At 41.6% G+C, this 22,757-nt stretch carries 19 protein-coding genes and 1 pseudogene; 14 read left to right on the top strand and 6 right to left on the bottom strand.

Features of this window, described 5'->3' with window-relative positions; translation table 11 throughout:
* The first annotated feature begins 31 nt into the window (after positions 1 to 31).
* The 6 genes from miaB to BV455_RS02730 all read left to right on the top strand — a co-directional run bounded on the left by miaB (position 32) and on the right by BV455_RS02730 (position 8,675).
* A complete protein-coding gene (gene miaB / locus BV455_RS02755) occupies positions 32 to 1,603 on the top strand; it encodes a tRNA (N6-isopentenyl adenosine(37)-C2)-methylthiotransferase MiaB (protein WP_042411967.1) in 1,572 nt (523 codons plus the stop codon).
* Position 1,604: 1 nt separating this feature from the next.
* Positions 1,605 to 2,042 carry a YlbF/YmcA family competence regulator gene (locus tag BV455_RS02750; RefSeq protein ID WP_017437006.1) on the top strand — a complete coding sequence of 146 codons (438 nt, stop codon included), beginning with the start codon at positions 1,605 to 1,607 and terminating at the stop codon, positions 2,040 to 2,042.
* Positions 2,043 to 2,216: 174 nt separating this feature from the next.
* Positions 2,217 to 2,768 carry an outer spore coat protein CotE gene (locus BV455_RS02745; RefSeq protein ID WP_017437005.1) on the top strand — a complete coding sequence of 184 codons (552 nt, stop codon included), beginning with the start codon at positions 2,217 to 2,219 and terminating at the stop codon, positions 2,766 to 2,768.
* 691 nt (positions 2,769 to 3,459) lie between these two features.
* On the top strand, positions 3,460 to 6,042 hold the full coding sequence (gene mutS, locus BV455_RS02740; RefSeq protein WP_218687741.1) for a DNA mismatch repair protein MutS: 2,583 nt from the start codon (positions 3,460 to 3,462) through the stop codon (positions 6,040 to 6,042).
* A gap of 13 nt (positions 6,043 to 6,055) precedes the next feature.
* A complete protein-coding gene (gene mutL / locus BV455_RS02735) occupies positions 6,056 to 7,906 on the top strand; it encodes a DNA mismatch repair endonuclease MutL (RefSeq protein WP_061580191.1) in 1,851 nt (616 codons plus the stop codon).
* Positions 7,907 to 8,507: 601 nt separating this feature from the next.
* The gene (locus BV455_RS02730; protein WP_201028954.1) at positions 8,508 to 8,675 is read left to right on the top strand and encodes a hypothetical protein; all 168 of its coding nucleotides are present in this window, start codon (positions 8,508 to 8,510) and stop codon (positions 8,673 to 8,675) included.
* Here BV455_RS02730 and BV455_RS02725 read toward each other — a convergent pair.
* Complete coding sequence (locus BV455_RS02725) at positions 8,606 to 8,776, bottom strand: KTSC domain-containing protein (RefSeq protein ID WP_235605636.1); 171 nt, start codon at positions 8,774 to 8,776, stop codon at positions 8,606 to 8,608. The two genes, BV455_RS02730 and BV455_RS02725, sit on opposite strands and share 70 nt — an antisense overlap.
* Before the next feature lie 95 nt (positions 8,777 to 8,871).
* Between BV455_RS02725 and BV455_RS02720 the strand changes: the two genes are divergently transcribed.
* The 3 genes and pseudogenes from BV455_RS02720 (at position 8,872) to BV455_RS02710 (ending at position 11,189) form a co-directional block, all read left to right on the top strand.
* Positions 8,872 to 9,306: a hypothetical protein gene (locus BV455_RS02720; protein WP_081162303.1), complete on the top strand. Its 435-nt coding sequence runs from the start codon at positions 8,872 to 8,874 to the stop codon at positions 9,304 to 9,306.
* Between the two features lie 270 nt (positions 9,307 to 9,576).
* Positions 9,577 to 9,765 carry a hypothetical protein gene (locus tag BV455_RS02715; RefSeq protein WP_081162300.1) on the top strand — a complete coding sequence of 63 codons (189 nt, stop codon included), beginning with the start codon at positions 9,577 to 9,579 and terminating at the stop codon, positions 9,763 to 9,765.
* A 400-nt stretch (positions 9,766 to 10,165) separates the two neighbouring features.
* Positions 10,166 to 11,189, top strand: a pseudogene (locus tag BV455_RS02710) (transposase).
* A gap of 317 nt (positions 11,190 to 11,506) precedes the next feature.
* Here BV455_RS02710 and BV455_RS02705 read toward each other — a convergent pair.
* A complete protein-coding gene (locus BV455_RS02705; RefSeq protein ID WP_042412530.1) occupies positions 11,507 to 12,097 on the bottom strand; it encodes a cupin domain-containing protein in 591 nt (196 codons plus the stop codon).
* 1,456 nt (positions 12,098 to 13,553) lie between these two features.
* Positions 13,554 to 14,351: an FTR1 family iron permease gene (locus BV455_RS02700; RefSeq protein WP_061580186.1), complete on the bottom strand. Its 798-nt coding sequence runs from the start codon at positions 14,349 to 14,351 to the stop codon at positions 13,554 to 13,556.
* Between the two features lie 447 nt (positions 14,352 to 14,798).
* On the opposite strand from BV455_RS02700, the gene BV455_RS02695 reads away from it, so the two are divergent.
* From BV455_RS02695 to BV455_RS02685, 3 genes are all read left to right on the top strand, one after another.
* Positions 14,799 to 14,906, top strand: a complete 108-nt coding sequence (locus BV455_RS02695) for a YjcZ family sporulation protein (RefSeq protein ID WP_071997958.1) — start codon at positions 14,799 to 14,801, stop codon at positions 14,904 to 14,906.
* Between the two features lie 289 nt (positions 14,907 to 15,195).
* Entirely contained in the window at positions 15,196 to 15,396 is a 201-nt protein-coding gene (locus BV455_RS02690; RefSeq protein WP_218687740.1) for a hypothetical protein, read from the top strand.
* 466 nt (positions 15,397 to 15,862) lie between these two features.
* On the top strand, positions 15,863 to 16,198 hold the full coding sequence (locus BV455_RS02685) for a hypothetical protein (protein ID WP_218687739.1): 336 nt from the start codon (positions 15,863 to 15,865) through the stop codon (positions 16,196 to 16,198).
* Between the two features lie 30 nt (positions 16,199 to 16,228).
* Here the strand turns inward: BV455_RS02685 and BV455_RS02680 are convergent, their stop codons facing one another.
* Together BV455_RS02680 and BV455_RS02675 are read right to left on the bottom strand one after the other, a co-directional pair.
* A complete protein-coding gene (locus tag BV455_RS02680) occupies positions 16,229 to 16,372 on the bottom strand; it encodes a hypothetical protein (RefSeq protein ID WP_157787194.1) in 144 nt (47 codons plus the stop codon).
* A 419-nt stretch (positions 16,373 to 16,791) separates the two neighbouring features.
* The gene (locus tag BV455_RS02675; RefSeq protein ID WP_017435055.1) at positions 16,792 to 16,929 is read right to left on the bottom strand and encodes a hypothetical protein; all 138 of its coding nucleotides are present in this window, start codon (positions 16,927 to 16,929) and stop codon (positions 16,792 to 16,794) included.
* A 442-nt stretch (positions 16,930 to 17,371) separates the two neighbouring features.
* Between BV455_RS02675 and BV455_RS02670 the strand changes: the two genes are divergently transcribed.
* Positions 17,372 to 18,256 carry a YitT family protein gene (locus BV455_RS02670; RefSeq protein WP_061580185.1) on the top strand — a complete coding sequence of 295 codons (885 nt, stop codon included), beginning with the start codon at positions 17,372 to 17,374 and terminating at the stop codon, positions 18,254 to 18,256.
* A gap of 533 nt (positions 18,257 to 18,789) precedes the next feature.
* Here BV455_RS02670 and BV455_RS02665 read toward each other — a convergent pair.
* Positions 18,790 to 20,148 carry an arsenic transporter gene (locus tag BV455_RS02665; RefSeq protein ID WP_218687738.1) on the bottom strand — a complete coding sequence of 453 codons (1,359 nt, stop codon included), beginning with the start codon at positions 20,146 to 20,148 and terminating at the stop codon, positions 18,790 to 18,792.
* 691 nt (positions 20,149 to 20,839) lie between these two features.
* Between BV455_RS02665 and BV455_RS02660 the strand changes: the two genes are divergently transcribed.
* Positions 20,840 to 22,663 (top strand): APC family permease, encoded by a 1,824-nt coding sequence (locus tag BV455_RS02660; RefSeq protein WP_218687737.1) that lies wholly within the window; start codon positions 20,840 to 20,842, stop codon positions 22,661 to 22,663.
* Positions 22,664 to 22,757: the final 94 nt, after the last annotated feature.

Raw genomic sequence — 22,757 nt, 5'->3', positions numbered from 1 at the left:
TTTTGCAGTTCTTAATAGAAAGGAGATCATTATGAACGAAAAACAGCGTTTAGAACAAACAGGACAAATTCAAACAGCTGATCATCCAACGGACAAAAAATCCGCATTGGATGCGTTAAAGAAGAAAACGAGCAAGGATTATGAAAAATATTTTACGAGCGTATTTATTCCGCCAAATCTAAAAGAAGCAAAAAAACGCGGAAAAGAAGAAGTAAAATATGTTAAAGACTTCACCATACCGGAGCAATTCCGCGGCATGGGCAACGGCCGCAAGTTTTATATTCGCACGTACGGCTGCCAAATGAATGAACATGACACCGAAGTCATGGCAGGCATTTTTATGGCGCTCGGATATGAGCCGACCGACCGTCCAGAAGATGCAAATGTCATTTTATTGAATACGTGCGCGATTCGCGAAAACGCGGAAAACAAAGTGTTCGGCGAGATCGGCCACTTAAAGCAGCTCAAGCAAAACAATCCGGATTTGCTTCTTGGCGTATGCGGCTGCATGTCGCAAGAAGAATCGGTCGTCAATAAAATTTTAAAACAATATCAATATGTTGATATGATTTTCGGTACGCATAACATTCACCGCCTGCCATACATTTTGCATGAAGCCTACATGTCGAAAGAAATGGTTGTCGAAGTATGGTCGAAAGAAGGCGATGTCATCGAAAATCTTCCGAAAGCGCGCAAAGGCAACATTAAAGCATGGGTGAACATTATGTACGGATGTGATAAGTTCTGCACGTACTGCATCGTTCCATATACGCGCGGAAAAGAACGAAGCCGCCGTCCGGAAGATATCATTCAAGAAGTGCGCCATCTTGCCGCCCAAGGATATAAGGAAATCACCCTTCTCGGCCAAAACGTCAACGCTTACGGCAAAGACTTCACCGATATAAAATACGGCCTTGGCGATTTAATGGATGAGCTTCGCAAAATCGATATTGCGCGCATCCGCTTTACCACAAGCCATCCGCGCGATTTTGACGACCGTTTGATCGAAGTGCTCGCCAAACGCGGCAATTTAGTCGAACATATTCATTTGCCGGTGCAATCAGGAAGCACGGAAATATTGAAATTAATGGGCCGGAAATATACGCGCGAGGAATATTTAGAGCTTGTTCGCAAAATTAAAGCAGCGATTCCAGATGTGGCGTTAACAACCGATATTATCGTCGGTTTCCCGAACGAGACGGAAGAACAGTTTGAAGAAACGCTGTCGCTCTACCGTGAAGTCGAATTTGATTCCGCCTACACATTTATTTATTCGCCGCGCGAAGGCACACCAGCAGCGAAAATGGTTGACAACGTGCCGATGGAAGTGAAAAAAGAGCGGCTGCAACGGCTAAACGCGCTGGTCAATGAAATTTCGGCGCGGAAAATGAAAGAGTATGAAGGAAAAATTGTTGAAGTATTAGTCGAAGGCGAAAGCAAAAACAACCCGAATGTCCTCGCCGGATATACGAGGAAAAACAAGCTTGTCAACTTCATCGGCCCGAAATCGGCGATTGGCAAACTTGTCCAAGTGCGGATTACCGAAGCGAAAACATGGACATTAAACGGGGAAATGGTAGAAGAAGCGATCGAGGTGAAATAAGATGGCAAAATATACACGGGATGAGATTTTAGCGCAGGCGAAACAATTGGCGAAAATGATTGCTGAAACCGAAGAAGTCGACTTTTTCAAGCGCGCCGAGGAAAAAATCCATCAAAATGAAAAAGTGCGTGCGATGATCGAGCAAATTAAATCACTGCAAAAACAGGCTGTCAATTTAAAACACTACGGAAAATACGAAGCACTGAAAAAAGTGGAAGCACAAATCGATGCGATTTACGAAGAGCTTTCACAAATTCCGATTGTTAGCGAATTTCAACAGTCGCAAACGGAAGTGAACGACTTGCTGCAACTCGTCGCTTCTACCATCTCCAATACGGTGACCGATGAGATTATCGCTTCAACGGGCGGCGACGTATTGCGCGGCGAGACAGGTGCACAAATGCGCTATAGCGGAAACGGCGGCTGCGGCTGCCATTAAAGACGAGACGTCCTTCATAAGGAAGGGCGTCTTTTTTATAGCCCAAAAAGTAGTCACATCCGGCGGAAACCACGCATACAATGAACTATACGTAATGATTGATAAACTTATGTTCACATTAGGCGAAATCATGCATAGGATGAAATGAAGATTCATTTGAGGAGGGTTTCTTATATGTCTGAATACAAATACAGAGAAATTATTACAAAAGCGGTCGTCGGGAAAGGTCGCAGATTTACGCAATCCACGCATACAATTACGGCGCCAAACCGTCCATCAAGCATTTTAGGCTGCTGGATTATTAACCATCGCTACGATGCGAAAAAATGTGATAAGACCGTAGAAATCCATGGGCACTATGACGTTAACGTTTGGTATTCGTACAACAACAATACAAAAACAGAAGTTGTCACAGAAACAGTATCCTATACGGATGTAGTGAAATTAAGATACCGCGACGATGACGATATTATTAGCGATGATACGGACATTATCGTTCGTGTCATTCAGCAGCCAAACTGCTTAGAATGCACCATTTCGCCAAATGGAAATAAAATTGTCGTTGATGTAGAGCGGGAGTTTGTCGCCGAAGTCATTGGCGAAACGAAAGTATGCGTGGTGATCAACCCAGAAGGCCACAGCGACGACGATGATTTCGAATATGACAACCTTGATGAAGAATTAGAAGATTTAAGCCCAGATTTATTGCTTGGCGATGAAGAGTAAAACTAGGAAGAAGATCTTCCTAGTTTTTTTTAGGTTGATTTTTGATTTGTTGTTAAATACATATTACCCGCCACGTTTTGGAATCACTATCTCTATTTTCTGTCTGCAAGCAGGATGAAAAATAGTAGTAGTTACTTTTTCTAAAATCGTGGTTCACGGTCATCCCTTTTTCTAATGTTTATTGAAGGAGGTGATGATAGTTATAGGGTGAGATCGTACGCAAATCACCTTGTATAGATTGCTTTGTGACAACGGAAGATGTAGGGGGTGACACGAAAAGATCTTGCACGTAAAATATTTCATCATTCTCTAAGGAATGTAAGAGGGAGAGGCTCATTATAAGGCGAATTATAGGAACCACCAAACTGCTTACCGCGTTAGGCGATGTCAGAATCTGAACTTTCTTTTTTCTTCTTTCTTTATTAAATATGTTATAATGAAACGTGTTGAAACGAATCATCGATGCATAAATGTACTTCAAAAATGTCGATATTGGTTCGAAACTAGATACATAGATGAAAACAAGATTTCACGGATACAACGAATCGCGAAGATATTTTTTTAGCGGCTTTATTTTTATGGCGATATACGGATGAAACGCCATAAATGACAAGGTGGCCGCTAATTTCATTGATAAAGAACTTTTTATTGAGAAAAAAGAAACGTAAATTTGCAAGGTTGGAGGAAAACAATGGCTAAATATACGCCAATGATTCAGCAATATCTAGACATCAAGTCGCAATACCAAGATGCCTTTTTATTTTTCCGTCTTGGCGATTTTTACGAAATGTTTTTTGACGATGCGATCAAAGCGTCCCAGGAACTGGAAATTACTCTGACAAGCCGTGATGGCGGCGGCGAGGAACGGGTGCCGATGTGCGGCGTTCCGTACCACTCGGCGCAAGGATATATCGAGCAGTTGATCGCCAAAGGGTATAAAGTCGCAATTTGCGAACAAGTCGAAGACCCGAAAACAGCCAAAGGCGTCGTCCGCCGCGAAGTCGTCCAGCTCATCACTCCCGGCACGGTGATGGAAGGAAAAGGGCTTTTAGAGAAAGAAAACAACTACTTGGCGACGGTGACGCTGTTTGCCGACGATACATACGGCTTTGCCTATACAGATTTATCGACAGGGGAAAATCGCATCACGCTCCTTGCTTCTTTTGAAGACGTGATGAACGAATTGTATGCGATCGGAGCGAAGGAAATTGTTCTTGCCAGTGATTTTCCGAGCCATGAGCAGCAGCTGTTGAAAGAACGATATGGAGTGACGATCTCGTACGAAGACGAGACGGAGATGCCGGAAGGGTTTGGGGCGATCGCCAGCGGACTTGCGCAGGACAAGCTGCGAACCACGTTTGCCCGTCTTCTTCATTACATTATCCGTACGCAAAAGCGCCGTCTTGATCATATGCAGGCCGTTCAAGTATACCAAGTTGATCAGTACATGAAAATCGATTTGTACTCGAAGCGGAATCTGGAATTGACGGAAACGATCCGCGCCAAAGGCCGGAAAGGTTCGCTGCTGTGGCTGCTTGATGAGACGGTGACGGCGATGGGCGGAAGATTGCTGAAACAATGGCTCGACCGCCCGCTTTTAGACCGCCGACAAATCGAACGGCGCTTACATATGGTAGAAACGCTTATCCATCACTATTTTGAGCGCCAGGAGCTGCGCGAGCGCCTTCGCGAAGTATATGACATCGAGCGCCTCGCCGGCCGCGTCGCCTATGGAAATGTTAATGCCCGCGATTTAATCCAGCTGAAAAAATCGCTCCAACAAATTCCCAAGCTAAAAAATATCGTCGCTAACCTTTCCGATGATCAGACACAACAGCTGGCCGACAAGCTGGATCCATGCGCGGAGCTTGTCGAGCTGTTAGAGCGGTCGATTCAGGACAATCCGCCGCTATCGGTGAAAGAAGGGAACATCATTAAAGACGGGTACAATGAAACTCTTGACCGCTACCGCGACGCGAGCCGCAACGGTAAATCATGGATTGCCCAGCTTGAGAGCAAAGAGCGGGAGCGGACGGGAATCAAATCGTTAAAAGTCGGCTATAACCGCGTATTTGGCTATTATATTGAAGTAACAAAGCCGAACCTTCATCTGCTGCCAAAAGGGCGTTATGAGCGAAAACAGACGCTTGCCAACGCCGAGCGCTTTATTACCCAGGAATTAAAAGAAAAAGAAGCGCTTATTTTAGAGGCGGAAGAAAAAAGCATGGAACTCGAATACGAACTGTTTGTCGATATCCGTGAACGCGTCAAACAATATATTCCCCGTTTGCAATCGCTGGCGAAAGCGGTGAGCGAGCTCGATGTCCTGCAGTCGTTTGCCACCGTCAGCGAAGAGCGGCGCTATGTAAGACCGCAATTTTCCGACGACCGCGTCCTCTATATTCAAGGAGGGCGCCACCCTGTCGTCGAAAAAGTGCTCGGAGCGCAAACATACGTACCGAACGATTGCTATATGAACAAAGAGCGGGAATTATTGCTTATTACCGGGCCGAATATGTCCGGAAAAAGCACGTACATGCGGCAAATCGCGCTGACGGCGATTATGGCGCAAATCGGCTGTTTTGTCCCTGCGGAAAAAGCAGTGCTTCCGATTTTTGACCAAGTGTTTACAAGAATCGGGGCGGCAGATGATTTAGTGTCCGGACAAAGCACGTTTATGGTCGAAATGCTCGAAGCGCGCAACGCGATCGTGCACGCGACGCAAAACAGCCTCATTTTGTTTGATGAAATTGGGCGAGGTACATCGACGTATGATGGGATGGCGCTGGCCCAGGCGATCATCGAGTACATTCACGATCATATTGGCGCCAAAACGTTGTTTAGCACGCATTATCACGAATTAACCGATTTAGAGCAGTCGCTTCCAAAATTGAAAAACGTTCATGTCAGCGCCGTCGAGGAAAACGGAAAAGTCATCTTTCTTCATAAAATCGAAGAAGGACCGGCCGACCAAAGCTATGGCATTCATGTCGCCGAGCTTGCCGAGCTTCCGGCTTCCCTCATTCAGCGCGCCAAAGAAATTTTGACGGAGCTTGAGCAGCAAGAACAGCGAAAAGAACAGCCAAACGGCAAGAACGAAGCAGTGTTCGAACAGCTCAGCATGTTCGCCGAAGAGCTGCCGGCGAAAGAAGAAGCGCGCCTTTCCAAAAAAGAAAAAAAGGCGCTTGAGGCGTTAAAGTCGGTCAACTTATTGGAAACAACGCCGCTTGAAGCGTTAAACAAATTATATGAAATTCAAAAACTATTAAAGTAAAGGAGGCGACGCAATGGGAAAAATTCGCAAGCTCGATGACCAGTTATCCAACAAAATCGCCGCAGGGGAGGTCGTTGAGCGCCCTGCCTCCGTCGTGAAAGAACTGGTGGAAAACGCGATTGATGCCAACAGCACGGCCATTGAAATTGAGCTCGAAGAAGCGGGGTTGGCGAAAATTCGCGTCATCGATAATGGAGACGGCATGGAAGAAGACGATTGCCTTGTTGCTTTTGAAAGGCATGCGACAAGTAAAATTAAAGACGAGCACGATTTATTCCGCATCCGCACGCTCGGCTTCCGCGGCGAAGCGCTGCCGAGCATTGCCTCCGTTTCGGAAGTTGAGATGAAAACAAGCACAGGAAACGGTCCGGGGACAAAAGTGGTCCTAAAAGGCGGGGAACTTGTCAAACACGAACGGACGGCAAGCCGCAAGGGAACCGAAATTACCGTCTCTAACTTGTTTTTCAACACCCCAGCCCGTTTAAAATATATGAAAACGATTCATACCGAACTCGGCCATGTCACCGATGTCGTCAATCGGCTTGCCATGGCGCATCCTAATATTTCGTTCCGCCTCCGCCATCACGGAAAACAGCTGCTTTACACGAGCGGCAACGGCGATGTGCGCCATGTGCTGGCCGCGATTTACGGTATGGATGTCGCGAAAAAGATGATCCCTATCGAGGCAGAATCGCTTGATTTTACGATTAAAGGCTACATTTCCCTTCCCGAAGTGACGCGCGCCTCGCGCAACTACATTTCTGCCATTGTCAATGGACGGTATGTGCGCAACATTCCGCTCATGAAAGCGATCGAAGCGGGATATCATACGCTGCTGCCGATCGGCCGCTATCCGATTGTCCTGCTGTCGATTGCGATGGATCCGGTTTTAGTCGATGTCAACGTGCACCCTGCGAAATTGGAAGTACGTTTTAGCAAAGAGGCGGAATTAAACGAGCTTGTGACCGAGGCGGTTCGCCAAGCGTTCCGGACGCGCACGCTTATTCCAACGATGTCCATAAGCCGCCAGGAAGCGGCAAAACCGAAAGCAGAACAAGCGGCATGGACGTTTGAGCATGTGGTAAAAGAGCCATCTGTGCCAGATCTCGTACAGATGGCAAAGCCGCAACCAACAACTTCTTGGCAGGAAGAAAAAGAAGAAAGCACGCGGATGTTGCCGGAAGAAGACGAACGGGAACAGCCGAACGAATATGACGGGTCGATGGAAGCCGAGGAACATGAGGAGCAAGCGGGGGGGAACGGGCAGGAGCACAAAAACGACCGCATTCCGCCGCTTTACCCGATCGGACAAATGCATGGCACCTACATTTTGGCGCAAAACGAACAAGGGCTTTACATTATTGACCAGCACGCCGCCCAAGAGCGGATTAAGTACGAATATTTTCGTGAAAAAGTCGGCGAAGTGACAAACGAAGTCCAAGAGCTGCTTGTCCCGCTGACGCTGCAGTACCCGGCTGACGAATATGTATGGATTGACACCCATCGCGAGGAACTTGCGAAATGCGGCGTATTCCTTGAGCCGTTTGGACATCATACGTTTATTGTCCGTTCCCATCCGACATGGTTTCCAAAGGGGCAAGAAACGGAGATTATCGAAGAAATGATCCAGCAAGTCCTTGACATGAAAAAGGTTGACATTAAGCAGCTTCGTGAAAAGGCGGCGATTCTCATGAGCTGCAAGCAGTCGATTAAAGCAAACCAGCACTTGCGCGACGACGAAATTTTTGCTCTCCTAGAAGCGTTGCGCAAAACGACTGATCCGTTTACATGCCCGCATGGCCGCCCAATCATCATCCATTTTTCCACGTATGAACTAGAGAAAATGTTTAAACGCGTGATGTAAACATAAAAGCGCAACATCCTTGTTCTATCAAGGAGTTGCGCTGTATTTTTTGTCATTTGACCACATATTTTGACCTAGTGGATTGTTCAAAAATCCCGTTTTCTTTCGTATAATAAAATGTTTTACTTACACTAATTTTCTTCTGCTCGAAATTCACATCGGTTCATTTTAATCCAAGGATTTCGCCGCAGCGCATCCCCGTATAAATCGCTAAAAGATACAAGATATAGAAATGTAGTTTGCTATCCTTTTCCGCATATTCTAAAAAGCGATTGCATTCTTCAATCGTCCAAGTATTACCTGTTTTCTTTTTCGTTTTGGCTTGTCCACTTTATGAATGATATTGTTTTTAACATATTCTCATTTGACAGCTGTATCAAAAGCTGTTTTCAAAATGAAGTGAATATACTCAACATATTCTTCAGATAATCCTTCATTAATGAGCGAATGAATTTCGTAATCATCACAGGTTTTATTTGTTCTGGTTTCATGTAACCAAAACGCTCAAATAACTAGTAACCATTCTACGCTATGAAGACTGCACTGCTTGCTACAAGCAGCTGGCACACAATGAAATCAAATGTCGATTGGAGGAGGTAACATGAACTGTAAATCATTACACAATCCAGTCACGATTAGTTATCTGACACTGGAGGAATTGGAAGCTTACCGAAAACGGCCTCGGTCAAAATATTACGACTATGACAATCGCCGGTCGATTGATTGGCGCCGGCTGAAAAGTCGGAAGCGGAAAGGTATGTCGAAATAATCCGAAAACTCATAAGTGCCGTTATGGAATTCGATTCTTAATGTTTGTGATATCGGATCGTATCCAACAGATCTTAAATTTGATGCAACTACAGGATGCATAATCATGACATTTCACCTCCCTTATTTTGCATTTATTCAATAAATTAAGAATATCCTTTTGTTGAATGAAAAAATACAAAGGAGGGGCTTAAATTTTGAAAAAAATTAATATGAAAACAGAATTCATTAATTGCTTGGATAAGGCGTTTGAGTTGGCGGCAAATGGATTTTCAGAAGTTGATAAAAGTGATATTTATATGACTTATTTAACTGGAACTTTTCTAGTGTCGGGTAAATTTAGCAAGTTAGAAAAAATTAATGTTGAAAGCCGAGAAGAGTTGTATAAAGATTTAAAAGAAAAACTGTCGTCTCAAGGTGTTAACGTATTTTCTTTGGCTCTCGCAATAAATAAAATAAAAAGAAAACAATATGAGAAAGAAAAAATTGAAACTTACGACCATGATAAAATCATTATTTTGGAGGATGTAACAATTAAAGAACTAAGCAGCAACACAATTTTAAATACAGAATATTTTGTATTGTTTACGGATCAAATAGCAGGGATAATCCTAGGTAAATTAGAATCGTAAAAACAAACGCCTTTTTTTGAAGGTGTTTTATGCTATAAGATATTTAAGATATTATTATCGAAACTGCACGTGAGCTAATTCTAAAACATATGTATTTTAAAAATAGATGCAAAAAATGAAAGTAGGAATATATCAATTTAGGAGATGAACCAATTGAAACGAGTTGCCGCTCTTTATGACATTCACGGAAATGGTTTTGCATTGTAAGCGGTAATCGAAGAATTGGAAAAACGATCCGTTGACACAGTTGTCATCGGAGGAGATGGAGATGTGGTTTGGGGACCACAGCCAAGAGCCGTAATGGATCGCCTTCAAACCCTCCAGGAAACAATGAAAGTTTATTTTATCAGGGGAAATGCCGATCGGGAAGTATATGAATATTCGCAAGGGGTTTTTACTGCAAGTCCGATGATCGATGACGTCAATCGCTGGTGTATCGAACAACTATCCAAAGAATAACTTATAGAGCTTAATGAATGGCCGGAATCTTGCGTACTCCAGATCGACGGATTGGGTGAAGTTTTATTCGTACATGGTTCTCCGCGCAGCGATGACGAAGCCATTCGCATTCATACTCCCGAAAAAGAAGTGATTCCGATGATTCAACAGGTTCAACAATCCAAAAAAGTTAGCTTTTGAATTATATGGGGAAGAAACAAAAGACCGCTTACTGCATAAGTAGAGGATGTCCCAAAAGTGTTCGCATAGCGTTCGCTTTTCGGACACCCTCCTTTTTTTCGCAAAAAAAATAAGAAAACCGTTCCTCTTTTGGGGTATAACAGAGTCACCACAACCCTACCAAAGAAAGGGCGGTTTTCTTATGTACATTTATTATAACTGAGATCAACTCATTTTGCCAATGGATCTTGAAATTTTCATTCCAGAACATCATCTTTGCCGGATCGTGGATCTGGCAGTGGAAAAAATGGATCCAGCTCTGCTTGCTTCCCTCTATCCCCGGCGGAGGGCGTCCTGCCTATCACCCGAAAATGATGTGGAAAGTCATCCTGTATGCCTACGCCAATCGGATCTACTCCTCTCGCCAAATCGACAAGCAGTTGAAAGAAAACATTTACTTTATGTGGCTATCCGGCCATCAAACACCGGATTTCCGCACGGTCAACCGATTTCGGTCGGAACGGATGAAGGACGACCATATGAAAAACGGCCAGCTCAAACCGGGGTACAATGTGCAGATTGGGACAGAGAACCAATTCATCACTGGATTTAGCGTGCATCAACGGGCGGGGGATACCGGATGTTTCATTCCGCATTTGGAGCAATTGGCCGCCTATGGGAGTGAGGAGAACTACACGTACTGTGAGAAAAAGGAGATAGTCGCCTGATCAAGTATAACATGTTGGACTGGGAACAAACGAAAGCGTGGGCGAAGGAGATCGGCCGAATCGAGAACATGACGTATGATGAGGAGCTGGATGAGCGGATTTGCGCCAAGAGGGAACGATTGGTGTTGGTGTATGAACGGAAGGAAACGACCGACAACGGGTACGTTGCCGTCAAACGGACGTATCGTTGTACGGCTTGTGCCGGATGCCCGTTTCGGACGGCATGCGCCAAAGGCAAAGACACGAAAACCATCCGCGTTTCCTTGAGAAATCAACAACAACGGCAAGAGATCCGTAAACGGCTGTCCACGGAAGAAGGAGCGGCGACATATCGAAGGCGACATACCGAAAACGACAAATCGAAAACGAGCCGGTGTTTGGGCAAATCAAGCACAACCAGTAATTTCAGCGCTCTTTGTTAAGAGACTCCCAAAAATTACCGTGGAATGGGGGATCATTTGTGCTGCCCACAATTTGAGAAAGTGGGCGGCCACAACTGATCTAACAAAGAAAAAACAGGATAAAATTCAGAAATAAGGAGAAATTCCTGCTTAAAAAAAGGAATAAATAACCAAATAGTAAAGAAAAGAAACAGAGGCTGTCCCCAAAAGGTCGGTTTAACAACCTTTTGAAACAGCCTCTCTTTTTTGGTACATGGTATCTCAGGAAAGTTGTGCAGGCAATATGAAGTTCCGCATGAGGTGTTGTGTAAGCAGGAATTTTGAGAAGAATAAAAAAGGCGGAGCATGATCTCCGCCGTAAGGCTATTGACCTTCTTTGTTAACAGCCTCAAAAGCAGCCAAAACGCTGCTCCTTTTACTCCTTCAACAATGGGGTATATTTTTTAATAGTGCTTAACTCTTGGCCACATATTTGAGCAGACGAATGGGCTCATCGCTTGTTAGTTCCACTTTTTCTTCATCAAAAATAAAGAGTTGTTTCTTTTTCCAATCAATGAAGACTTTGAATGTGTCCGGTTCCACAGATTCTTCGTATCGGCCGTGAATGAGAACGGTCTGAAACGATGAATATTCAGAAGAGGCGTTTACCTCTTCTTCGGCGTGAACTTTACGGCATTCCACAGGTACTTTTCGCACGATTGGGTCATTATCATCGGGATAGGCCAATCCGATTTTGCCGGGAGTAACAAAAACAAGCAGGTGCACCGGCTCTTTTTCTTGGTTTAGGTACCCATGCAGGACATTTTGCCAACCAAACACGATACTGCCCGGCTCGGCTACGATCGTTTCGCGATTGCCCACAAAATAAGTCAATGTTCCAGACAACACCAATGCGCAATCCTCGCCGGAAGTGTGAATGTGCGCTCCCAACCCTTGATTATACGGGAAGATGATTTCGTACAGGCTGGTATTTTTCCCTTTACTGGAATAGAGCAATTCGTTTTTGTAAACAGTCGGGGGATTAGAAAGAAGAAAACTCCTCATTATTTCTCACCTCTGACATGGGAAGAGTAATAATCGACTAGGCTCTTTTTTATTATTTTATTTCAACAAAAAAGGCTACTGACCTCCTATGTAAGGCAAGATTGTCATCAGCATCAGCTACTCGCTTTGAGTAGGCTCTTTTTATTCATCATAAAAGAAGAAGGACGAGTAAGGCTCTTGCATTCTTGACCACGTGATCACCAAAATGACCACGAATATTATAAAAAATAATGAAGATGTAAGGTTTTGTACAATGTTTGAGTTAGGTAAATTGCTTGAAATCAGCGGAAAATGAATTAATCTGTGAAAATGCGAACATTGTTAATCAAACGGGTGATGTAAACACAAAAGCGCAATACCCTTGTTCCATATAAATGCCCTACTTAATAAAAGTAGGGCATTCGTGTTGATTAGCAGCAATGAGTAGGGTATCCAGGGTCAACCACTACGTTTCTTGTAATAGGTCTAAAAATATGTCTAGGGACATTGACGATATTGTGACGATTAATGTGTACAACTGGATGAATAAAAGGGACTACACGAGGAATGAAACAGTCCCGCACCACAAATCTAGGTGGACATATAACTGGTCTAGGACAAAACATGGAAAATCACCCCCTATAAATATCTATAAACATTAAATGTATTAGCGGGTCTTTTGGAAACGGACAGATATCACAAGTTATATAAAAAAATAATTTGTTGACCTATATTACCGATTTTGGTCAGCCAGTTCATCAAGTTGTGATGAGTACAGTTAAGGTTTAAAAAACAAAATAAGCATGGTGTTTCATAGTAGACACATACTGTGCAGCAAAAATGTTGTTATTAGTAAAAATAGCGTTGCCCAATAAAGCAACGCTAATTGCTAATCATTCTAATTAACTTAACAGCATTTGTTGTCATTCCTATAAGTCCAATAATTGAGAAAATGTATGCAACGAATAAAGGAATACCTGATAAATCTTTAGTCAAGATTCTATATGTACTCAAGGCAAAGATGAACAAACTACTCAAGAGTACTAAAAATAAACGTACTTTATTGTCCAAGTCCGTCGACTCCTTAAAAAAGTGGTTCTAGACAAATTTTATATTTCTTCCTTGCTCCCTATTCTCCAAGTTTTTAGAAATCTCTTTTAAAATTTGTTTTTTCTCTTTTTAATGTTTTTTATTAAGCTTACTGCGAACTACACACCAAAGACAGTCAAACAAACATGACAAAACCAAATAAGAATGGACAGCTTCCATGTTAGACCTCTCAAGTTTTTTTTTTTTTTTGGATAATTATACCATAAATGGTGCAAATGGTGAATAACAATGGCTAAAATTAATAATACAAGCCAATTTTCCCCCCAACAGGGGAAAAATTGGCTTTTTCCATTCCTCTTATCATCTTCCTTCCATATGGATAAATTAGCTAGGAACAGGAAGGGTAGTCGGACGGTCAAGTTATTTGTTATGAACGTTTCCGAGCTATTGCCAAAATTCCAATTAAAGCTAAATAAACAACATAACCGATCACTTGTAAACTTGTTGGCTTATCGGTATAGCCTACTAATGCGTGCAACAGATGCCCCGCAGCACTGTCACTGCTCAAGATGGAACTTGTATCCCATAACGTTTCATTGCCGAATGATAGCCATCCAAGTTGCTGAAATTCCCCGATTCCGCTTACTAAAAATCCTGCAGCAAATATGACAAGCAAAAAAGTTGAAAGATTGAAAAAGTATTTTACATTGATCTTTTTCCCAAGAGCATAGATTAAATATCCAGTTACACTTCCGGCTATAATCCCTAATACACCAAGTACTATATTTAGGACCGGGTTGGTTATTGACGTTAACGGAATCATAAACACGACCATCTCAAGCCCTTCTCGGAACACTGCCAAAAAGGTAAAGCCTGCAATAGCAAACTTCGATCCCGTTTTGATTGCTGAATCTATCCTTGATTCGAGTCCTTCTTTTAGATTTTCGTTCTTTTGCATCGAGGTGGCCATGTACGTTAACATACCAAACGCAAGCAAATAGGATATACCTTCAATTTGTAATTCCAAGGAGGTACCTTCGTAATTTTGAACCGTCGAGTAAATTGCAACACCAGCGATGAGTGATGCAATGATTGCTGCAAATACACCTGTCCAAACATTCCGGATACGATCCCGCTGTCCGATTAGAATGAGATAGGTAGCCAAAATCGAACATAGCATCGAAGCTTCAAAAGCTTCACGGAAGAGCATGAGAAAAGCTGCCACTTCCTCGCCACCACCTTTTTTATGGATTATAGGAACTTAGCTACAGACCATGATTGATTATGTTTTGTTATGAAATGGTTGCTGTAGCTTTGGTTTATAGTATGAAAAAAATTCGACATGGAAACGGACAAACTACCATTATCAATAGTACATTTTTAGAATAATAGGTATTGGTATTATGTTATATTCACTGGAACCCTATAAAACAAGCGAACCTCCTTGATAAACAAGGAGGTTAAAAGTCCAAACTCTAACTTGGATCTAAGCTTTTTACTTCCTCTCACGCATGTTATGTCAAAAAATGAAGGAGAAATGACAGAAATTAGATAAAAGTGGATTTTTCTTATCAGATGATGAATTTATACAAGCTGACTCTTTTTTAAAGCATATCTTAAAAGCAAGGATCGTATATTAGCATTCCCCAATACTCAATAGGAGGTGTTAGATATGAGTGATAGACATCACAATGTATTTACCTTAGTTGTTGTTTTATTCATCCTGCTTATTATTGTAGGCTGTTCTTGCACAGGTCTAGGCGGATATGGCGGTTATTAATTCCCGGCAAGGTGATATTAAACACCATTTTAAACTTCTAATTTAATTCTGAAGGGTTGGTTTCGTTTGTTGAAAAAGCAAAGGGCAGATTGTTCATGATCTGTCCTTCTTCAAAATATCCGCTTGGACAAACATGGATGGAAAGTAAGCCTATCATCTAGTATACCGATGAACGTAAAATCACTGTATTCTCCATCTCCTATCGGGGGTGCCTTATTCAAAAAAATGAATGAGAATGGTTCCTGTACCTCCTATTCCAAAATCTCCGGTGTAAGAAAGGGGGGATAAAATGGAATATTTAGGAAGATATCAGGGAGAACCAGTTGAGGTTATTGATCGCAATGGATGGGTCCATAGAGGAGTAATAGAATGGGTCGATCCAGTACGGGGAGGGATGTTTCTTCGCACCGGCTTTAGAAGAAGATTTATTCCATTTTTCTTAATCTCTGCTCTTTTTCTTTTAAGATTCGGAAGACGGCGCGTTTTCTAAAAAACGAAAACAAAAAAATCTTTGGTTCATCCTTTGGATCCGTTTTCCTCGATTCGCAAACGGAATAAATCATTAATTGATGGTTTCATCAACATCATCTTCAAAGAACCTATATAGGTTCTTTTTAGTTTGCCAATTTTGCCGGCAAGCTAGAACCCTGCCATTTGGCGGGAATTTTTTATTGGCTATGATGCATGCATGTTCATCGTTCAAATTTCAAACAAAAACAAGTCCGAAAACCTCATTTTTCCTCCATTGGCATAGACATGGAGAAAACCTCGCATGTTGAATCGTAATCACCTTCAATTATTAACATTTCTCATTGGAATAAGAATATGCATTGTCATTAAGTAAATGTTTTCCATGTATGATCTTGTTTCTCTAAACACACGTTAATAATGTTCGAAAAAGAATCATTCTTTTTTCGAACGCAAGGGAAATTCCAAAAGAGGAGTGTGTAAAGGTCGTGAATCGTTTACGTCTATTTAATTTTGGGCGTAATAGAGGAATGTGGAACCAATTGTTGCGCTTAACGGGACGCCGAAACAATAACAATATCGTATGGACTATATTAAGTTTAGGCTTGGGAATTGCTGCGACAGCCGTTTTCAGTATGAGAAGAGGACGCAACGCTCAGTATATGATGCCAAAACCGATTCAGCGTGCGATGCGTGGCATAACCGGCTTGATGAATCAACGAATGAGAACACCAAGCTTAGCGACTATGGAATTTTCTAAAGAAATAGCGGAAAAGCCGAAAAGCACTCCAATGAACCATAGTTATTACCAACAACAAAAATAACCTGGCGCGGTTCGTCATTTTCCGGATATTTTATGGCCATAACATAAATGCTTCCGATGCGATCTCTTTTGTGTAGATAGCAGTAAACATATCGATGTTGTCAAACAGGAAAGATTTTTCTTTGTAGAAACATCGCTGATAATTTAATGTAACGGAAACAGACGAGGTTAACATGTTCGCCCTCCTTGGCATACCGGGATATGAAGAGAAATAGGCAGAATTGGCAAAACACTTGAAATAACGTAGGGAAATGAACATAATAGATTTTCGGAGTGCATAAAAGCTGTGGACTTAGTAATGAAACGTGCACTCTGTTGATGTTTGATACGAAAGCGAAGGCATACTTTCTTATCCGCCGCTTATCACAAAGCCCTTCCCCAACGGAAGGGCTTATTTTTTTCAAAAATAATGGTAACACAAGAAAAGACAACCGAACAGAAAGAAGATACAACTGATAAGGAAAAGAACACTTGGGGAATAAAACGAATGTACAGATCATGAAAAAGTTTAGCAACTTAGTTTCGTTGGAAAGACGGAAAAGTGATTCGTGTACAGCTAGCATGTGTATTTCCTTTATCATGGTTATCTCTCCTTTATTCAGGGAGATGAGGTTTTTTACGTTCCATTTCAGTAATGTATTTCGGTTTTTTTGATACTGCCACCAAAGAGATAATAAAGCCAATCCCTAAGATGGCTGATAATGTCCATGCGAAAATTTCAATTGGCGCCATTACCTTATGACCTCCTTCTCTTTAGTGTTATGTAAAAGATATGCCGACATGCTTGCCCATTTTCTTGCCCGTTATTAGATGGGTGTAAATTTACAATCACAAGAATAGACGAGTAGATGAATAAGGAAACGAAATAAGCATTCTGTTGCCAAACGAGAAGGGGGAAAGGAGAAAATGAAATTTACCGTTTTAAAAATGAAGACACAAACTATGCACTGGGATTTATGGTTAATGCTATGGACGAAGAAAAGATGGTAAATCACGTTATCAATACGGATGAACCATACGCACAAGAGGCACTTGAAATATTAAAGCGGCATGGCCATGGTGATAGAAGCAAAATAGCGGCAGAATATATTTGATTCGTCTACCATAACATTATTCATACGTTTTTGTTATAATAAAATAAACAGAGCCATTCTGTAGAAAAGGAGGAAAATAATTGACTGAATTGAGTAAGGCACAGATTCAACATCAACGGTTATCTAAAGCTAAAATCATTAAAAGGACAAGTGCTATTTTCATCGGGGCTGTTTTAATGGCAGTAGGACTTGAAATCTTTTTAGTCCCTAATAACGTTATTGATGGAGGCATAACAGGTATTTCCATTATGCTTTCGCACATTACGGGTTTTCGTCTTGGAATTTTTATTTTTCTTTTAAACCTTCCGTTCTTTTTTATGGGCTATAAGCAAATTGGAAAAACCTTTGCTATTTCCACGTTGTTTGGGATTACCGTTTTATCGATTTTTACCTCCCTTTTTCATCCTGTTCCCGCCTTTACCGAAGACATTTTGCTGGCTACCATTTTTGGCGGAATGATTCTCGGTACAGGAGTAGGTCTTGTCATTCGTTATGGTGGAGCTTTGGATGGCACGGAAATACTTGCTATACTCATGAACAAAAAACTTCCTTTCTCCGTTGGCGAGATCATCATGTTTTTTAATATCTTCATTCTAGGTGCTGCCGGATTTGTTTTTACCTGGGATAGAGCGATGTATTCAATTTTAGCCTATGTGATTGCGTTTAAAACGATTGATGTTGTCATTAAAGGATTAGATGAATCGAAGTCGGCATGGATTATCAGTGATAATTCGGAAGCCATTGGGGATGCTATCATGAATCGATTAGGTCGCGGCGTTACGTACTTGAGCGGTGAAGGAGCATTTACTGGTGACGATAAAAAAGTGATATTTTGTGTGATTACCCGTCTTGAGGAAGCAAAACTTAAAGAAATTGTCGAAGAAAATGACCCAAATGCTTTTTTGGCTATAGCAGATATGGCTGAAGTACGCGGTGGGCGTTTTAAGAAAAGAGATATTCATTAATGAATCCCCAATTAATGACAAACCCACCAATAAAACAACAAGCTCCTAATCTTGGCATTCGTAGTTTTATGAACCTATTCTTAAAAAACCCTTCAAAATTTTTTCATCCGGGTATCTTCGTTCCGGATAGACTGCTCAAAGTACATTCTATAGCGAACTTTTCTATAGATATGCCAAGGATGATGAAAAGAGTTTAGAAAGGCTTTAAATTCTCTGAGTCAAGTTTAAAGGAACTGGTTCATTTTCTCGCAGTAGTATGAGAATCTCAAAGATATTGTGTATATCGATAAGTTTGACCTGATTCAAATATGTCCAGCGTGAGGATACTGATTGTGCGGAGTAGCATCGCTATTTCTGTATGATTGGTGTCCTTTTTTCTTTTTCGTCAAAAATGATCCAGGGATTTCGCCGCGGCGAATCCCTGGATAAATCTCTATAAAGATACAAGATGTAGAAATGCGGCTGGCACCCCCTCCTCGTCAAGTAGACAGTGATAACATTTACACAGTCATGATGAATGCAGAATGGTGTTTTCATTGGGCAAAAACCATTTGTACCCAATAGAATAGTAAAAACAACGTGACAATGGTTGTTAATGGGATTACAATCAACGATACGCTTAAATAATCTTTCCATGTTACTTTAATCTTATTTTGTTTTAGGATATGCATCCAAATAAGGGAGGCAAGTGTTCCAATAGGCAATAGCAAGGATCCCATGTCACTGCCAATAATATTCGCGAGATAGATGGTCTTTAATGTGATAGGATCAAGCCCCATTTCTGTCAAGGTAATGGTTCCAATCATTAAAGCAGGATGATTATTAAAGAAGTTAGACAGAATGGACACTAATCCCCCCATGATAAAGCTCGCATAAAACAATCCTTGGTTTACAATCGGTTCACATATTTTCACAAGCATCGCTGTTAGTCCTGCATTATGGAGCCCGTAAATAATGACATACATAGAGAACGCAAAAATAAGAATGTGCCAAGGAGTCTTTTTCAAGATATCAACGGGATTGGTGCGCAAATGATACCATCTCCATACAAGCAGGACGACTGATCCAAGCACCGCAACGATTTCAATTGGAATCGAGAGATAAGATGCAACAAAGAGCAGGCAACGGATCACAAAGACAAATAACAAGATCCTCAACATAAATTGGGTGCGTTTCCGCTTTGTTTCAACAGAAATGGTTTTCTTTAATGGATGGAAATGTTTAGTAAAAAAGATTTCCTCTACATCATATGAGAAATCTGGCAATGTTTTTGGCAGTTTATTCTTTACCACTACGTATATCAACCAAGACATAAACAACAGTCCTAACGTCGCTGGTATAAACATCATGGCGGTATGCATATAAAGTGTCATGTGAACAATTTTTAATGCGATTAAATTGACGATATTACTTACCCCAATAGGTGCGCTGGAAGCTGTTGCAATCAGTGCTCCGCTTAAGAGATACGGAATCTGCTCATGTGGTTTTAGCCGGAGGTTTTTTAGAAGTAAAATTAAAATCGGGGTTGTAATCATGATGCTGCCATCGTTATTGAATAAAAGGGTCATCAAAAAGCATAGCAGTTGAATGTACCAATATAGGCGATAGCCTGAACCCTTGGCCAAACTTGCAAGTCGTGCGGCTGCCCAATGGAAAAAACCGAAACTTTCTAATATGACAGCCATGACAATCGTTGCGATAATGGTAATGGATGCGCCAGCGATTTTATCGATAATATCGAAAATATCTCCGCGGGATACAATGCCTGTTAGTAAAATAATCCCTGCGCCAATCGACGCTGGCCATGCTTCGTTTAAGCCTTTTGGCCTCCAAAAGATGACGAACATCGTCATGATGAACACGAAAATTGTCATTTGAATTTCGAAACTCATTATTCTTCCCCCTATTTTTTTACGGGTCTTAAGTCATTTGACCCTATCAGCTCGATTTACTATATTTATATTCACCCCTATCAAGAAGGATTTGGATAATAGACCTAATTTTTCTAATATGTACTCTTATCTCGTTAGTAAAAATGTACGGTAGAGAGTAATAACTATAGATGAATGTATAGTAGAGACTAATGACTATAGATGGTTGTGTTTAAGAATGGGAATGGCGGAGAAATATTAAGCGGTGGGTAGCGATGGCCGTCAATCGTTTAGAATATGACGAACGAGCAATTCGTATTCGACGTTATATGACAGAAGACATCGTATAATTACAAAATTTTCCATAAACTTCGTATAAGCGAGAGAAAGTATTATGGTATTAAATCACAGGCGTTATAGTTATAATAGTAAAAGTACGCTTTTGCTCTCAAAATCGAAGGTCAGTTGATGATCATGAATGTTATGCAGTCCATTCATGATCCAGAAAAGGCTGAGGCGATGAAGCAATATTGACGAAAAGAACAAAATGAGCGAAATTATTTGTTGTTTTTCATTGGTATCAACACAAGTCTTCGCATTCCGACATCTTAAAGTTAAAAACCGGTGAAATTATCATTAAACGAAGGCTATTCATTTCCTGAGAAAAATGATAATATTTTTTATTGAAATTCTGCATATTGGTGGTGTACATATGTTTTCATCGTTAAAACGATTCTTAATCGGAAGGCCGTTGAAATCAACCGAACTGGGAGAGCAAAAGTTGGGCAAATTAAAGGCATTAGCCGTTTTATCTTCTGATGCTCTATCCTCGGTTGCGTACGGTACGGAACAGATTTTACTTGTTCTCTCGACGATTGGATTTATTGCATTTTGGTATTCCATTCCTATTGCGATTGGGGTTCTTGTCCTATTGGTGGCACTTATTTTATCGTATCGCCAAATCATTTATTCTTATCCGCATGGAGGCGGAGCTTACGTCGTTTCCAAAACGAACTTGGGTGTAAATCCAGGTCTTATTGCCGGAGGCTCTTTACTGGTCGACTATATTCTGACCGTGGCAGTAAGCGTGTCTGCAGGAACGGATGCCATTACATCCGCGTTTCCAGCTTTACATCCATACACAGTTGGAATTGCTATCGCACTGGTTGTGTTTATCACTATTCTTAATCTCAGAGGCGTAACCGAATCCGCTTCCGTTTTGGCCTATCCCGTTTATTTGTTTGTGCTGGCGCTCGTTATTCTCATTATTGTTGGGATTTTTCGTATTATTAATGGACAAGCACCGTCTACTTTACATACACCTATCGGTACTGCGGTGCCCGGAATTACCTTATTTTTGCTGCTGCGGGCATTTGCCTCTGGCTGTTCTGCGTTGACAGGGGTAGAAGCGATCTCAAACGCCGTTCCAAATTTTAAGGAACCGGCGGCAAAAAATGCTGCCAAAACGTTAGTGATGATGGGGGTTATTCTCGCCTTTCTATTTGTGGGAGTCACATTTTTGGCATACTGGTATGGAATTGCACCGAAAGCAGAAGAGACGGTTGTTTCCCAGCTCACCTCCAAAGTGTTTGGAAGAGGCGTGGTGTATTACTTTATCCAAGGAACGACTGCCCTTATTTTAGTCTTGGCTGCAAATACGGGATTTTCTGCATTTCCTTTGCTGGCATATAATCTGGCATCCGATAAATACATGCCAAGAATGTATCTTATACGCGGTGACCGTTTAGGATATTCAAATGGAATCATCACGCTTGGCTTTGCTTCTATTTTGCTGATTATCGCTTTTAAAGGGCAAACGGAACAGTTAATTCCTTTGTATGCGGTGGGCGTATTCATTCCTTTCACTTTGTCACAAACAGGCATGATTGTAAAATGGGTGCGCGAAAAACCAGCGGGGTGGATACCGAAGCTGCTGGCAAACTTGCTAGGTGCGGTCATTACACTAACCGTACTGTGCATTTTCTTTATCACAAAATTTGCTCAAGTATGGTCTGTGCTTGTATTTCTTCCGATAATCGTATTTATTTTTCATCAAATCCATAAGCACTATGATGCTGTGGCGGAACAACTGCGGGTCAATCCAAATAAGATTCCGGACAAAATCGAGGGAAATGTCGTGATTGTACCTGTTGCGGGAATCACAAAGGTAGTGGAGCAATCCTTAAATTACGCCCAAGCCATTGGAGATTATGTATTGGCTGTATATGTGGCATTTGACCGGGAAAGCATGCTCCGAATGGAAGAGAAATGGAAGAGATGGAGGCCGGATGTTCGCCTGGTTACACTCATTTCTTATTATCGCGATCTTATCACACCAATTTCCAAATTGGTGGATACGATTGAAAGCAAGGCAGAGGAAAGAAATTATACAGTAACGGTTTTGATTCCTCAATTTATACCAAAAAAAGGCTGGCATAACTTTTTACATAACCAATCCAGCGTTTTGTTGAGATTGTACCTTCTATATAAGAAAAATGTGATTGTCTCAACAGTTCCTTATCGACTTCATAAGTAGAAATTCATATTCGATTGCAAGCGGGGATGATTGCTGAACGATCATCCCCTGTCTATAAAGACCGAATAAATCGGTCTTTTTTGTCTGTCTTCTC

Origin of the sequence: Parageobacillus caldoxylosilyticus, assembly GCF_019272935.1 — a bacterium.
GTDB lineage: Bacteria > Bacillota > Bacilli > Bacillales > Anoxybacillaceae > Saccharococcus > Saccharococcus caldoxylosilyticus.
This window is presented reverse-complemented; position numbering and strand designations above follow the sequence as displayed.

Excerpts from the sequence above, each read along its gene's own strand:
- BV455_RS02695 (WP_071997958.1), top strand. The coding sequence starts at position 14,799 with ATGAGTGATAGACATCACAATGTATTTACCTTAGTTGTTGTTTTATTC.
- BV455_RS02725 (WP_235605636.1), bottom strand. The coding sequence starts at position 8,776 with ATGCATCCTGTAGTTGCATCAAATTTAAGATCTGTTGGATACGATCCG.
- BV455_RS02745 (WP_017437005.1), top strand. The coding sequence starts at position 2,217 with ATGTCTGAATACAAATACAGAGAAATTATTACAAAAGCGGTCGTCGGG.
- BV455_RS02665 (WP_218687738.1), bottom strand. The coding sequence starts at position 20,148 with ATGAGTTTCGAAATTCAAATGACAATTTTCGTGTTCATCATGACGATG.
- BV455_RS02675 (WP_017435055.1), bottom strand. The coding sequence starts at position 16,929 with ATGGCGCCAATTGAAATTTTCGCATGGACATTATCAGCCATCTTAGGG.
- mutS (WP_218687741.1), top strand. The coding sequence starts at position 3,460 with ATGGCTAAATATACGCCAATGATTCAGCAATATCTAGACATCAAGTCG.
- BV455_RS02680 (WP_157787194.1), bottom strand. The coding sequence starts at position 16,372 with ATGTTAACCTCGTCTGTTTCCGTTACATTAAATTATCAGCGATGTTTC.
- BV455_RS02660 (WP_218687737.1), top strand. The coding sequence starts at position 20,840 with ATGTTTTCATCGTTAAAACGATTCTTAATCGGAAGGCCGTTGAAATCA.
- BV455_RS02705 (WP_042412530.1), bottom strand. The coding sequence starts at position 12,097 with ATGAGGAGTTTTCTTCTTTCTAATCCCCCGACTGTTTACAAAAACGAA.
- BV455_RS02730 (WP_201028954.1), top strand. The coding sequence starts at position 8,508 with ATGAACTGTAAATCATTACACAATCCAGTCACGATTAGTTATCTGACA.
- mutL (WP_061580191.1), top strand. The coding sequence starts at position 6,056 with ATGGGAAAAATTCGCAAGCTCGATGACCAGTTATCCAACAAAATCGCC.
- BV455_RS02690 (WP_218687740.1), top strand. The coding sequence starts at position 15,196 with ATGGAATATTTAGGAAGATATCAGGGAGAACCAGTTGAGGTTATTGAT.
- miaB (WP_042411967.1), top strand. The coding sequence starts at position 32 with ATGAACGAAAAACAGCGTTTAGAACAAACAGGACAAATTCAAACAGCT.
- BV455_RS02750 (WP_017437006.1), top strand. The coding sequence starts at position 1,605 with ATGGCAAAATATACACGGGATGAGATTTTAGCGCAGGCGAAACAATTG.